Genomic DNA, 13911 nt, shown 5'->3' with positions numbered 1-13911 from the left:
GATGGCTAAGACCGCTTCAGTTTAGGTGCAGCACAATATGGATGCGGTACCGCGCTCCCCATTGGGTCGCGGCTAAACGAGCTTGGTTTTCTGTACTTCGCGCTCGGTGCTGGGCTGATCATTTCCTGCGCTTGGGCTCATCCTCATAGGCTTTCACGATATCCTGCACCAGCCGGTGCCGGACGATGTCCGCGCCGCTCAATTTCACCTCGTGAAATCCATCAATACCGCGAAGACGAGCCAAGGCGTCCACCAAACCACTTCGGGTGTGGCTCGGCAGATCGACTTGCGTCGTGTCGCCCGAGACGACGATCTTGGACCCCATTCCCATGCGCGTCAGAAACATCTTCATCTGGGCGACGGTCGTGTTTTGGGCCTCGTCAAGAATGATGAACGCCTCGTTGAGCGTCCGGCCGCGCATATACGCCAAAGGGATCATCTCGATTACGTCTTGCTCCGTGTAGCGCTTTACTTGTTCGAAATCCATCATCTCGCGCAATGCGTCAAGCAGCGGCCGAAGATATGGATTGATCTTAGCTTGCAGGTCGCCGGGCAAGTATCCCAGGCTCTCACCGGCCTCGACCGCGGGCCGCACTAGCACGATCTTCCGCATCTGTTCGGATTTCAACGCGGAAACGGCCATCGCCACGGCCAAATACGTTTTACCTGTGCCTGCCGGACCCGTGCAAAAGACCAGATCGTGCTCCAGAATCGCTTGAACGTAGGCTGCCTGCCCCGCCGTTCGCGGGCGAACGAGCCGACCAGCCTGCAATACGTCGATTGCCGGGTGTTCAGCCGCCTCGCCATTGCCGCTGGCGGTGGAAATAATCTGAGCCACGTCGTCGGCCATCAAGACTGCGTCGCGATTCGCGAGGGCCTTGAGTTTTTCGAGGATTCCGGTCGCCTTGCGAACCGATTCCTCGTCCCCTTCGATGTGGATACGGTCTTGGCGAACCGAGATGTCCACTTCCAACGCCGAGCGGATCTTACGAAGGTATTGGTCGCGAGGTCCGAAGATCGAAACGAGCGTCTTCGAATCGACTACCGAAATTGTGGTTTCAATCATTAAGCGCAGGCGGTCTCAGCAACGGCATCGCCACCCAGTGAACGAAAGGGCTACCGTAATAACTATACCCGAAGCGTAGGTTGCAACGCCAGAAAGAGCGGATGCGATTTACATAACTCTTGGCTAGGAAGTTACTTGCAGAGTGAGTCCACTGTGCGATTCCCGCTCAGCGAAGCCTCGGACGCGGATGGCCCGATCGTGCCGACAAGGAGAAGTCCCGTGTGTATCAGCGCCAAATGCCGCTCAAACCATCTAAACAAGGCGACAAACCCAAAGGATCCATGCGACTGGGGCGGCGAACAAGATCGAATCGAGCACGTCTAGGATTCCGCCGAATCCGGGCATCCAGGGGCTTGAATCCTTGCAGCCGGCATCGCGCTTGATGAGCGATTCGGCCAGATCTCCGATCATGCCGACGACTCCGACTATGATGCCGTAGATGAGCCATCCCCAGCCAAGGACTGACGTGGCTGGGCTCCTGTCAACTGGCAGTAGCCGGAAGACGATCCACGCGGCGAGCACGGCGAACAACACCGCCCCGACGGCCCCCTCCCACGTCTTTCCCGGGCTGAGCACCGGCGCCATCTTGTGCCGTCCGAAGAGCCGTCCGACGGTATACGCTCCTGTGTCGCCCATCTTCACGACGGCGATCAGCGACACGAGCGCCACCATGCCAGCGCGATGGTCGCCCAACTGTCGCAACTGCACCACGAAGCTCAGCAGCAGTCCAACGTAGACAAAGCATAGGGTCGCCAAGCCAATTCGCACGATCACCCTGCCCTGCCGTTCGTACCGAGCCATTTCGCCGACGAATGCTGCAAAAACCGCGACGATGAAGACCGCCATCGGCCAGCCAAGCCGTTCAAGCGGAGAGCCGATGTAAGGTGCGTCCGTCCAAAACGCCGAAATGCCGCTGCTGGCGACGATCGCCAAATTCCCGATTAAGATAATCCAAGCCACCGGTTTCTCATCCGGATGGCCGACCAGTCGAAGCAGTTCGTCGCTCGCGCCCAAGCTCAACAAAAGAGCGACCGGAAAAAGCCATCCTCCGGGCGGGCCTGGCAGTTGATGCACGTCGAGCCAGCAAAGGCCGATGAGAATCGCAATCAGTGCCATGCCGAGCAGCAAGCGCCAACGGAGCATCGATTGCCATTCTCCCGGCGTCACGGATTCAGGCCACCGAAACGTCGCTGGCGGGCAGCAAACGAGTCGATTGCCCTGTGCAAATCCACTTCGCGAAATTCGGGCCAGCAAAGGTCCGTCACCCAAATCTCGGTATAACTGACCTGCCAGAGCAGAAAGTTGCTGATTCGCATTTCACCTGCCGTGCGGATTAACAAATCGGGGTCCGGCATTCCGGACGTGTAAAGCCGTTCCGCGACGGTCGATTCAGTCAACTGCGCAGGATCGAGTACGCCACGCTGCACGTCGGCGACGACGCGGCGAACTGCATCGAGCAATTCAGCTCGCGAACCGTAGTTGATCGCCAGGCAAAGGCGAGTGCCACGATTGCCAGCGGTCATTTCGATCGTCTTGTCCATTTCGGCGAGCGTGGCGGGCGGGATTCCCTCGCGGCGGCCGATCACGCGGACGCAAATGTCCTGGGCCATGATCGTGGCCCGCTCTTCGATCATGTACTGTTCTAGGAGGTGCATCAGGAAATCGACTTCGAGCTGCGGCCGCTTCCAGTTTTCGCTCGATAAGCAATAGAGGGTTAACTGCTCGATTCCCGACCGCGCGCATTCTTCGGTCGTTCGCCGAACGCTTTCGACACCTCGGCGATGCCCCTCGATCCGCGGCAAGCCTTGCCGCTCGGCCCAGCGGCCATTGCCGTCCATGATGATGGCAATATGCCGCGGCCGAATGACGGCCTGCCGCGACCGATCAGCGACGGTCTTTTGTCGCCCGGGATCGTCAGAAGTGGCTATCGACTCGGCCATAACTCAATTCTACGGCCTATTGTGCATGCCGCAAAACCCGGATTTACATTTCGGCGCGGACTCAATGATTGGCGCGACCGGTTGGCTCGACGCGCAGTGCACAACCTGCCGCCAACTATCCCGAGCCGACGAGCGCGCCGGCCGACATCGCGAAGATCGTCTGCTCGCGGTCTGGTCCCACGGACACGACTTCGACCGGTTGCCCGACCAATTCGCTCAATCGGGCCAGATAGGCCCGGGCGTTTTCCGGCAGATCGCTCATCCGTCGGACGCCGCGGATTTCCTCCAGCCAACCGGGTAGCGATTCATACACGGGCTTTGCGCGGCGCAAATCATCGACGTGGCTGGGAAACTGCGTCACGCGGCGGCCGTCGATCTCATAGGCGTGGCAAATCTTGATCTCCTCCATCTCGCTCAGCACGTCGAGCAACATGATCGCCAGGAAGTCCACTCCGCTCAGCCGCGCTGTATAGCGAGCGGCCACCGCGTCGAACCAGCCACAGCGGCGCGGGCGGCGCGTCACCGTGCCGTATTCATTGCCGCGCTCGCGGAGATGCAGGCCGGTGGCGTTGTCTTGTTCGGTGGGGAAAGGCCCGCCGCCGACGCGCGTCGAATACGCCTTGAGCACTCCGATCACGTTCTTGATCCAGTGCGCCGGCACACCCGAGCCGCTCGACACGCCGACCCCGGAACTATTGCTGCTGGTGACGAAGGGAAAGGTGCCGTGATCGATGTCCAAGAGTGCACCCTGCGCTCCCTCGAAAAGCAGCCGTTTGCCGCTCTCGACCGCGTCCAGCAACAACGCCGTCGTATCGGCCACAAACGGTTTCAGCCGCTCGGCATGCTCGCGATACTCCGAATAAACCTTTTGCGGATCGAAGATCGCGTCGCCGGCATGGCCATTTAGCCCGGCAAGCGACCGATTCTTCGCAGCGACAATGTGGTTGATTCGCTCGGCGAAATTGTCGCGATACATGTCGCCGAGACGGACGGCATATGAGCGGCCGACCTTGTCCTGATAGCAAGGGCCGATACCGCGCTGGGTAGTGCCGATCGCCTCGCCGCCGGACAGGCTCGAATCGAGCGCACGGTCTTCGGCGATGTGCCACGGAAAAATTACATGCGCTCGGTCGCTAATCACCAGGTTCTTGCCGACTTCGACGCCGCGGGCAACCAACCCGTCAATCTCGCTGAGAAGGCTCTGCGGGTGAATGACTACTCCGCCAGTGATGACCGAAAGGACGCCTGGCGTAAGAATTCCGCTGGGGATGAGCGAGAGCTTGTAGGTTTGCCCCGCCGCGACGACCGTATGACCGGCATTCGCGCCCCCTTGATAGCGCACGACGATGTCATGATGCTCGGTGAGCAGATCGACGAGCTTCCCTTTGGCTTCGTCTCCCCACTGCAAACCGATGACGCACGTGCCCGGCAAAGTGCTACCTCACTGCGAACCGCCGCAATACCACTGCAAACGCCCTAGTCTACGGCCGGAATTCGCCGCCGGTCAAGTGCGGCAGCTAAGCGGCCGTGTTCAGGGCACCAATTCTGGCTAGCCTTCCGCTCCCCAATTCTCCAAGAGGATGGCAAGGATGCCCGGCAAGAAAACGCAAATCTTCAATTCGAGTTTTTTGGAAAAGCTGCGGCACTGGATTGCCACTCACCACACGGTCTATCCGCGACTGCCGCCACAGGGCATCTATTTTGAATCGCTCGTCGAGCGGGCGTTTCTTCACTCGGGTTGGCCGCGCGATCAAGTCGTCTTGGAGCATCCAAATAGTCCGAAGGCCGACATTCGAATTGGCCAAACCCGCTTGTCGCTGAAAACAGAGACCGGGCGAATTACGCGACGAGATCGGATCAGCATTACCAAACTTTGCACCACCGAGACCGGAGAATGGATCTCGAATGCCCTGATAGAGCACGCGCTGGCTCATCTGAGCCGGTACGAAGGAATCTTGATGCTCCGCGCAATTTGGGGGCAAACGAATATCGACTATCAGCTCGTAGACGTTCCCATTTCACTCTTGCAGAAGATTCGTCAATGCGAGGCGCTGCCGGTCGGGAGGCGAAAGGGCCGTCAAAGCCTTGGGTTCGATGTACACAATAGGAACGAAATACTCTTCCACGTCCACTTCGACGGTGCCGACGGGAAATGCCAAGTGCGGAACCTCCGCGTCGATCGCTGCATCATGCTAATGGAATGGCAGCAGGAAGTTCGAGATTGAGCTATTCGCACTTTTTTGATTTGCGCAACACGATCCAATAGCAATGTTGGCGGCGGGCGTGGTGGGCCTTTTTCCATCGCGGATCGGTGATCGGGCCCTTGCGAATCTTGACGATGCAATCGCAGGGGGTGAATCCGATCTCGAGCGCAGCATTGACTAGCTCAAGATGCGCCCATTGAAAGCGATGGCCATGAACGTAATCGGCAATTTTGCAGAAAAGAATGCCATTCTTGCTCAGCACACGGTACGCCTCGCGCAGAAACGGCCGAAATGTATGTGTGAAGTTGTAGCCATTCTCGACGGGCGACTTGAGGACCAGCCCGAACCGGTCATTGAAGTCCTTCGAGCGGTCTTTACCCTGATTTGGGACGTGCGGCGGGTCGTAGACGACGACGTCAAACGACTCATCTTTACACGGCATATCGCAATTGTCGGCGAGAATGTCTGGCGCAAACTTGCCGTCGATATCCATACCAACGACATCTCGACGACTTCCCTGCCAGAAACGCCCTACGTTGATCGTCGCATCCAAGATTCGGCGCGGTGTGGTCTTTGGATAGAAGCAAAGCATTTTTTCAAGGAGTTCCGCATCATCGCCAAACCACACAGACGGAAGCGGCTCATACGTGCGTGATTTGGAACCTGAAACATCATCTTCCCCGGCGAACAAAGGGCGCGATTTGCCGGGTTTTCGTTTGGTGGCCATGGACACGATTCCTTTCATCGAACTTCGTGCGATTGCGGTCATCGCGATTCAGCCTAAGTGTACACGGGAACACTGATTCTGCAATACGTATTCTTGCTCGTGAATTGCCGCGGCGGTTTCTAACCTGCCGAAAACTGGCGGCAATACTCGTAAAGGGCTATCGCGGTGGCGGTGGCGACGTTGTAGGCGTAAGGGAGGCCATAGACGGGGATTTCAACCACGTCATCGACCAGTCGAAGTTCTTCTTTGGTTAGCCCCAGCCGTTCGTTGCCGACGATCAAGGCGGTTTCGCGCGCGAAGGCGTACGAGTGAAGGTCTTTCGAGCCGGTGGTTTGTTCCAATCCGACCAGATGGTAGCCAGACTGCTTCAATTCGCGGAGCACGGGGAGGAGCGTGCGATGGACTTCGATTCGCACGCTGTCGGCACCGTCGCGGGCGATCTTGTCGATTATCTTCGCATGGCCGCAGCAGATCAGGCGTTCGACGCCCGCGCAGCCGGCCGTGCGAACGATGTGCGAAAGATTGACGTTGCTCCGCAGCGGCGCGCATGCAAGAACTATTTCGCGCCGCCGATCGAGACGCGTCGGCGGCTTGTGGCGCTGGTGGATGAATTCGGTCATGCCGGCCAATATAATCCAGAACGAGTGAGACGCGTGATTTGAGACAGACAGTCGTCGCCGGGGGACTGCTTCGATCGAGGCGCGTTTGACCCTGAGCGTCTGGGCTCCGGGGCGATATAATATACCCAACATTAGGATCCTCAATGGTCACGGGAATTGTAATCGTCGCGCGAAGGTTCGTCGCGTTAGCGTCGTGCGCATTGCTGGTGACGACAGGGTGCGGCCAGAATCGAGACGCCAATGGACCTCAGCCAAGTTCGGGCGATGGCAGCAAAACCACGATCTCAGGCGACGCACCGGACGTGTCGCTGAAGATTCTTGACTATCTGGGAATCGAGCGACTCGTGGCCGACAAGCGCGGCAAGGTCGTCGTGCTCGATGTCTGGAGCACGGCTTGCCCCCCGTGCGTCAAAGAGTTTCCCGACCTCGTATCGCTCTATCGCCGGATTGGCCCGGAGCGGATCGCATGCATTTCATTGAGCTTGGACTACGACGGGGCGGGCAAGCCGGAGGAAGTTACCCCAGCGGTGCTCGCGTTTTTGCGGAAGCAGAACGCGCTGTTCGATAACGTCTTGGCAAGCGTCGAACCGGAGGCCATTCTCAAGCAGCTCGAAATCCCCTCGATTCCGGCGGTGTTCGTGTTCGATCAAAGCGGCAAACTGCGGCAGAAGTTCACCGACGGAGCCAGCAGCAAGGGACGGCCGGAGTACGAGCGAGTCGAGGAATTGGTGAAACAGTTGCTCGCGGAAAAATAAGCGTCCGCCTTTTCGGCATTCGCGTTCATTTCCGATCATTTCCGGCCAGCTTCACCGTCGCCTCGACTGGCTCGGCGAAGTCGGCGGAGAGCGCGGCAATCTGCCCAGGGGTCATTTGCCCCTTTTGCAGCCAGACGCGATATCGCACTTCCAGCGGGTGGTCTTTCGTCAGATCGTACTGGAAATAAGAGCCGAACCGGCCGTAATCGCGCTCGCTAAAGCGAGCCTCTTTGGGATTGGTTGGCAGATCGAGCATCGCCACCGAGTAGCGCTGGCCGCCGAGGATAAAACTCATGCCCTTCCAAGGCTGATTGATCGTGCGGGGATCGTGAGATTTATCTTTAGGATCCCAATTGATCGCTTCTCCCGATTTACCCGTGCCGTCGGCACGGATGAAGATCGTGTCGGGATTCGCCCGTTCGGCGCTGGTCTTGCCGGCGCTCGTCGTTTGGACTTTGCCCTTTTCCGCTATTTCGTTGGCCGCGCGGAAGTGGAAGCCCGAATGTTGCGGGTCGCCGTCAAGTCTCACGTTTTCCCCCGTCGTTTCCAGCCGCGAGGCGAAATCGATCATCGTCCCTCCGGGCACGTTGTAGACGGTCATCTCGCGCTGCTCATGGGCGAACGGCTGGCGATCCTGTCCACGCCAGTCGATGGCTGCGAGTTGCCGGCCCAGCGCCGGGCCGGCCTCTTCGTCGAGCAGTTTTTCGTGCGACTGATAGCAGTTTTTGGTGCAATGCCAAACGTCGGCCTCCTTTCCATTGCCGTAGGTAATTTTGTTGAATCCGTAAAACAAGCCACGGTGATGTGTGAAGTAGCCGCCAGGGCCTTTCGTTACGAGAATCGTGCCATCGGGATCGTAGAGATGGTGAAACGGCTTGAATGTCTCTTCGCGCTTTTCCTTCGACGATTCGTCGAGCGGCCGGCACATGTAGTCGAGCACCGGCCGGCTGCCGTAGCTCAATAGAGAATGCTCATTGGCGACGTCGGTCCAATTGAATTTCGAACTGGGGTTGACATTTGGCGCTGTCGGCTCAATTGTGCCGTGCAGTTCAAGCGTCGCCCCGGCCATTAGCTTGGGAAGGATAAAGTGCAATTCCTTTCGCTGTGAACCGGCGGCCGCCGGCGACGACGAAACACAGATGCCCGGCTCGGTCAGTTCACCTGGAATCGGCACACCACCGGAGACGTCAATGTCGGCGATCGTCGAATGGATGTCGGCCGGCAATTCGATTGGCACGGAAACCGGCACATTTGTCCGATCATGCTGACCGGCGTGGATCACCAAATCGAAGTCCAGCGGATTGGCGGCCCGAGCGGCGGAAAGCGGGAAAAGGCACATGATTCCATGGAAGACAACAATGCAGCGAAGCGCGCGTATCATGGCAGATGGTCCATTGGTGGGAAGCTGAATCACAGCCCGGATGGCAGAAGCCGCTGCCATCTAAGATAGCCAGCACTGGGCCGCGCTGCCAGTACGCGCGAGTCGAATTGCGCGCCTGCGGCCGCTAAATCCGCAGCATGTTCTGCAATCCGAGGCGAAAAATGATCCGCAAGGCGTTGACCGCCTCTTTGGAGTTGATCTTCGAGTGCCCTTTCTCGCGATCGGCGAAAACGATTGGCGTCTCGCCGAAGCGGGCCCCGATGCGGCGGAGCATCCACAGAATCTCTTCCTGAAACGAGTAGCCGCGCGAGCGAATGCGTTCGAGATCGAGCTTCGCCAGCGTCGCCGTCCGATAGCAGCGGTAGCCACCGCTGCAATCATGCGGCTTCAACCACAGCAGCCAGCGGGCATAAAGATTCATGCAACGGCTCATAAGCTGCCGTTTGAGCGGCCATCCCGGCGCGCCGCCCCCCGGAACGTAGCGGGAGCCGATCATCACATCGATCGGTTTGCCGCTGGGTGGATCCATGCCTTCCATCATCGCGGGCAAGTAGCGTGGATGATGGCTGAAGTCGGCATCCATGTTGAGGACATATTTGTAGTTGTGCTCGATGGCAAATCGCATCCCGGCGACGATCGCCGTCCCGAGGCCGAGCTTTCCGGAGCGGTGCAGGCAGTGTAGTCGTGGATTGGCGGCCGCCTGTCGATCGCACCATTGGCCAGTGCCATCCGGCGAGTTGTCGTCGATCACCAGCAGATCGACCCGCGGCGCATTCCGAAAAACCTCCTCGACCAGCCGCGGCAGATTCTCGATCTCGTTATAGGTCGCCGTCATCACCAGAGTTTTTTCGGCGTTGGCTCGATCCATCCTTAATTCCTTGTGACGTTGCTTGGGTGAGGGCAATCGCTTTTGGCGGCGTGCCGGAGGAAATTCTACACGCTTTCGAGAATTGGACGAACCTCAATTGCCGTATCGCCGTCTCTCGTTTTAGAGCGCCGAACCATTCGCGCTGGGCCAAGGGGACGGTTCTTCGCTCAATTTGGCAGGCGATCTTAGCGAACTACCGCTCGTCGTCGATCGCGAGTATACTTCGGTAACTGCCCGTTTTCCGCCGACATCCCGCATGTTTCGACCCGCCGAGGATGAATCTGAGACTGCCGCGGACCCCGCCGAGTCCGACGGATGCAGTCTGCCGTCGGCGTTGCCTAGCTCGGCGGCGCGGGCGGTTGACGCCGCGGAACTCCACAGAGGGCGTTCCTTACTGATTACCTTCCGCGCTCCGACTTCCGGCGCCTACGGCCGCGCGTTCTGGCTCGCCTATATCTCACTGATGTTGCTGATGGTTGCCGTCAGCCTGATGTATCGCTACGCCGATTTCATCACGTTTCTCGGCGGGGGTGAACTCGAACTGGGAGCGGTCGTCGGCGTCGGGATGATCGGCAGCCTGGCGATGCGGTTGGCCCAAGGCGTCGGGATCGACCGCTATGGCCCTCGGCAGATTTGGCTCGGCTCGACGGCCCTATTCGTCGTTAGCATGCTGGGGCATTTGCTCGTTTCGCGGCCGAACGGGATCGAAATCTTCGTGCTCCAGGCGCTGTATCGAACGAGCGTGGCAGGAGTGTTCGGGGCCGTATTCACGTTTGTAATTCAGCAGGTGCCGGTGTCGCGAATGGCCGAGGCGGTCGGCATGATCGGCACGGCCAGCTTCGTCGGCATGTTGATCGGGCCGCTGATTGGCGATGTGATTTCGAGCGGCGGCGCGGGTGGCCTCGCCACGCGGACCGAACTGGACTTGCTGTTTCTCGTGGCGGCGGGTCTCGGCAGCGCTTCGGTTGTCGCCGCGTGGTTTGCGACGTCGCGGGAAGTACGACCGCCGCCTCGACGCCACGTGCCGATCGCGCCGCTGCTGCGGCGCTACCGTCCTGGCGTATTGTTGGCGATTGGCGTCGTGACCGGGATCGCGCTTGGAATGCCGGCCACGTTTCTTCGCACTTTCGCGGCGGAATTGAGCATCAATCGGCTTGCGCCCTATTTCACGGTCTATGCGGTAACGGCCATCGCCGCACGGCTCGCGACTCGGCGGCTGACCGAGCGGCTCGGGATTCGGGGCGCGATTCTAATCGGGATGTCGCTGCTCGTCGTCGGGGTGGTTTCGTACCTGGCGGTCGCAACCGAATCGCAGCTTCTGTTGCCCGCACTATTCACCGGAGCGGGACAAGCGATTCTCTATCCGGCCGTCGTGGCTGGCGGCAGCGCCGCGTTCCCCGCCCGCTATCGCGGCGTGGGAACGACCCTCATGTTGGCGACGATCGATCTCGGGACACTTAGCGGCGCGCCGCTCATCGGCGGGATCGTCCACTTTGGCCGAATGATCGGCCTGCCGGGCTACCCCATGATGTTCGTCTGCATCGCCGCGCTATTGATCGTCTCGACGGTGTTCTACGCCGGGACCGGCCGATCAGCGGACGCGGGCCGCGCCGAGAGCGAGAAGTCACCGAACCCGGCAGTTGTGCTTAAAGGTGCGCCGGTTGAGGCCACATCGTCCGCATGATGCGAATTTATGGGCGGGAATGGACGTATCAATTCCGCACAACCACGCCGATGACGCGAGCGCCTGCGGATTCCAGGGATCGTTTGGCGCGGTGGGCCGCCGCGCGAGCAGTTCTACCTATGTCAACGACGAGAACTGTGCCGTCGCAATATTGGGCCAGCGCTGCCGCTGTCGGTTGGTCGGCATCGCCGGAGGCGATCAGGATCAACTGGTACTCAGTTTTCGCCCCGATCAACAGCGATTGGAGTTGCTCGTTTGCCTCGGCGCCGGTCGGCCAGACACCCTTGCCGCGTGGAAGCAGATCGATCCGCGGTACAGCGGTCCGTCGAATGCTGTCGCGCCACGCTGCAAAGTCCTTTAGCGCTTCGGCCATGCCCGACTCCGCTTCAATCCCCAAATAGGCAGGCCACCACGGCGCATTACTGTCGGCCTCGACGACCAAAACTCGGCCGACGTGACTCTTCGCGCACGCGATTGCCAAAGGCAAGAGCCAAAAGCTATCGGCGTTGCCCCGCCCAGCGGTTACAATCATGGCGACCGCAGGCAGAGGAGTGTTCAGGGCTGCGAACATTTGGTCCGCCAACTCAACGAACTCGCGTGCGACGGCAATTCCTTCCAGAGGATCGTGAAAGTCAGGAGGTGAGGGCGGCAATTCGCAGGGGGCGTCGAGTTCCAACGGCTCGATGACTTCGTTCGCCAAATCGATCTGTTGGGCCGCCAGAGCTTCTTCCAAGAGATGATTGAGCTCAGCGACTGTTCGCAATGCACCTTCGCCCGTCTGGGGTTCGATCGAATCGGCAACCGATTGGAGATGCGACAATTTCGGGATCTCCGTCCCGTCACCTTGCGGTTGCGTGGTGCGGTCGGGAGGTACCAGTTCCAAATCACTGGGCCGCGCCGACCCGGACTGTTCCGAAGCGGTCGGTTTCGCATCAATCTGCTGCAACGCCGCCAACAGCTTGCTCATCGCCGACTCTCCAAAGGGCTATCCGCGCCGTAGGCGAGCGAATAGCTGCCGGTATTCCTGCCGACGAACTTGCGGCGGCATTGGCGCTGGAGGATTTGGCTCCGGTGGATCGTCCTCGACGACGATCAAGTCTTGTTCGTCTTCCGATGCAAGATCGGGCGATAGCGTCGTCGGCTCGCTCGCCGCTTGCAGTGGCTCCCGTGTGGCATCGGCGAGATTCACCGTTTGCTGGAAACGGCCGGAGAATGTTAATGCCTCGCCCGGAATTTCCGATTGCGGCAACTCGACAGTCTGTCCGCCGATCAATATGCTGACGGTCCCGGATTCTTCGGGAAACTCCGGCAGGACCGGATCCTCGGCTGGGCGCAAGCTGAGCGGCTGCTCCGATTCCGACTCGTCGTTTCGTGGAGATTCAGCATCCGCAGATGCCGAACGCGCTTCGAGTTCGGGTAATTGCGACGTCTCCTGGGTCTCATCGGCAGCCGGTAAGCTCAGGACTTCGTTGATGGAGAGATGTTCCGGGTCGCTCGCGGTCTCATTCATTCCGAGAAGCGCGGAAAGCTCGCGGCCCTCAAGGCTCCGCACTTGCGGCCGATTTGAGAGCACGCTCGTTTCGAGGGTCGCGAAGCGATCGGTCACGACTTCTTCTTCGACAAACGCCTCAGCAAAGGGGTCGAACGCGCCGGGAAACACAACGTCAACTCGTGGGACCTCCGGCACGGGAGGCTGATAGTCTTCTTCGATCGCTTCCAATTTAGCTTCAATCTTCGCCAACCGTTCGACCGGTTCGCCATAGAAAAGATCCGTCTCGCCGTCATCCCCGACTCGTTCTTCTTCCCTTACCGCGCGGAGCCGCGGCGCGGCGGCAGATTCCCTCGGCGGCTTTAGTGGAACTACATCTTCCAATGCGCCGAATTCGATGATGTCGCGCGGTTGGTCTGCGGCGCCCGCCGCTGCGTTCCACGGCGTTGGCAACTGTTGCAAGTCGGCCCACGCCTCTTCGATCACGGCTTGGCTGATTGGCCGCGCTCCGTTGGCGTAGGCCGAGATCAAAGCGTGATCGCAGACCTGATTCACCAGCCGCGGAATTCCGTCGGTCGCCCGATGCACGGATTGCAGAGCGTCGAGCGTGAAAACTTGATCCGCGTTTCCGCCGACGTTAGCGATTTCGCCGCGGATATAGGCCAGCGTCTCGTCATAATTTAATGCTTGAAGATAGCAACGCGCGACAATCCGCTGATTGAACGAATCCAATTTCGGGCTCGCGATCCTTTCCTCCATTACCGACGCGCCCGAGAGCACTAAACGAACGCGCGGATGGCCGTTGCGGACGAGATTCGTCAGCAGCCGAACCTCTTCCAGCAAGCGGAGCGGCAACGTGTGCGCTTCGTCCAGTAACAGCAGCAACGCGTCTTGGTGCGTCTCGATATTCGTCAGATGATCGGCGAGCGCCAATCGCAGCTCGCCCTCTTCCATTCCGCGGTAACGCAGTCCCAACTCAAACAGGATTGCCTGAAAAAGGCTTCGCCGCGTGCAGATCCGGCCGCTCGACAGCAGCGCGATGGCCATACGAGAACGAAATTGCTCGGCCAACACCTGGCACAGCAGAGTCTTGCCTGTGCCAGCCGGCCCGATCAACAATCCGATTCCTTCGCCCCGATCGATGCAGCGGTCTAGGGTGCTCCGCGCCGCTTCGGCA

General features: G+C 59.5%; 13 protein-coding genes. 3 read left to right on the top strand and 10 right to left on the bottom strand.

Annotated elements, in window-relative coordinates; genetic code table 11:
* Positions 1-118 precede the first annotated feature (118 nt).
* From VGY55_07185 to VGY55_07170, 4 genes are all read right to left on the bottom strand, one after another.
* Positions 119-1066 carry a PhoH family protein gene (locus tag VGY55_07185; protein ID HEV2969756.1) on the bottom strand — a complete coding sequence of 316 codons (948 nt, stop codon included), beginning with the start codon at positions 1064-1066 and terminating at the stop codon, positions 119-121.
* Between the two features lie 252 nt (positions 1067-1318).
* Positions 1319-2209 (bottom strand): CDP-archaeol synthase, encoded by an 891-nt coding sequence (locus VGY55_07180; GenBank protein ID HEV2969755.1) that lies wholly within the window; start codon positions 2207-2209, stop codon positions 1319-1321.
* Between the two features lie 20 nt (positions 2210-2229).
* Positions 2230-3006 carry an isoprenyl transferase gene (locus VGY55_07175; GenBank protein ID HEV2969754.1) on the bottom strand — a complete coding sequence of 259 codons (777 nt, stop codon included), beginning with the start codon at positions 3004-3006 and terminating at the stop codon, positions 2230-2232.
* A 115-nt stretch (positions 3007-3121) separates the two neighbouring features.
* Entirely contained in the window at positions 3122-4438 is a 1317-nt protein-coding gene (locus VGY55_07170) for an adenylosuccinate synthase (GenBank protein ID HEV2969753.1), read from the bottom strand.
* 157 nt (positions 4439-4595) lie between these two features.
* Here VGY55_07170 and VGY55_07165 point away from each other — a divergent pair, with 157 nt between their 5' ends.
* Positions 4596-5231: a hypothetical protein gene (locus VGY55_07165; GenBank protein HEV2969752.1), complete on the top strand. Its 636-nt coding sequence runs from the start codon at positions 4596-4598 to the stop codon at positions 5229-5231.
* A gap of 1 nt (position 5232) precedes the next feature.
* Here VGY55_07165 and VGY55_07160 read toward each other — a convergent pair whose 3' ends face one another.
* Positions 5233-5937, bottom strand: coding sequence for a hypothetical protein (locus VGY55_07160; protein HEV2969751.1), 705 nt, complete (start codon positions 5935-5937; stop codon positions 5233-5235).
* Between the two features lie 119 nt (positions 5938-6056).
* The gene (locus VGY55_07155; protein ID HEV2969750.1) at positions 6057-6557 is read right to left on the bottom strand and encodes a TrmH family RNA methyltransferase; all 501 of its coding nucleotides are present in this window, start codon (positions 6555-6557) and stop codon (positions 6057-6059) included.
* Positions 6558-6700: 143 nt separating this feature from the next.
* Here VGY55_07155 and VGY55_07150 point away from each other — a divergent pair, with 143 nt between their 5' ends.
* Positions 6701-7312 carry a TlpA disulfide reductase family protein gene (locus VGY55_07150; protein HEV2969749.1) on the top strand — a complete coding sequence of 204 codons (612 nt, stop codon included), beginning with the start codon at positions 6701-6703 and terminating at the stop codon, positions 7310-7312.
* 25 nt (positions 7313-7337) lie between these two features.
* On the opposite strand, the gene VGY55_07145 is transcribed toward VGY55_07150, so the two are convergent.
* Both VGY55_07145 and VGY55_07140 read right to left on the bottom strand, forming a co-directional pair.
* Entirely contained in the window at positions 7338-8693 is a 1356-nt protein-coding gene (locus VGY55_07145; GenBank protein HEV2969748.1) for a DUF6807 family protein, read from the bottom strand.
* Positions 8694-8817: 124 nt separating this feature from the next.
* Positions 8818-9561 (bottom strand): polyprenol monophosphomannose synthase, encoded by a 744-nt coding sequence (locus VGY55_07140; GenBank protein HEV2969747.1) that lies wholly within the window; start codon positions 9559-9561, stop codon positions 8818-8820.
* Between the two features lie 256 nt (positions 9562-9817).
* On the opposite strand from VGY55_07140, the gene VGY55_07135 reads away from it, so the two are divergent.
* Positions 9818-11245, top strand: a complete 1428-nt coding sequence (locus VGY55_07135; GenBank protein ID HEV2969746.1) for an MFS transporter — start codon at positions 9818-9820, stop codon at positions 11243-11245.
* Positions 11246-11273: 28 nt separating this feature from the next.
* Here the strand turns inward: VGY55_07135 and VGY55_07130 are convergent, their stop codons facing one another.
* A complete protein-coding gene (locus VGY55_07130) occupies positions 11274-12212 on the bottom strand; it encodes a hypothetical protein (GenBank protein HEV2969745.1) in 939 nt (312 codons plus the stop codon).
* Between the two features lie 18 nt (positions 12213-12230).
* A partial coding sequence (locus VGY55_07125; protein ID HEV2969744.1) for an AAA family ATPase occupies positions 12231-13911 on the bottom strand: 1681 nt, incomplete at its 5' end.

The organism is Pirellulales bacterium (assembly GCA_035939775.1).
Lineage (GTDB): Bacteria > Planctomycetota > Planctomycetia > Pirellulales > DATAWG01 > DASZFO01.
This window is presented reverse-complemented; position numbering and strand designations above follow the sequence as displayed.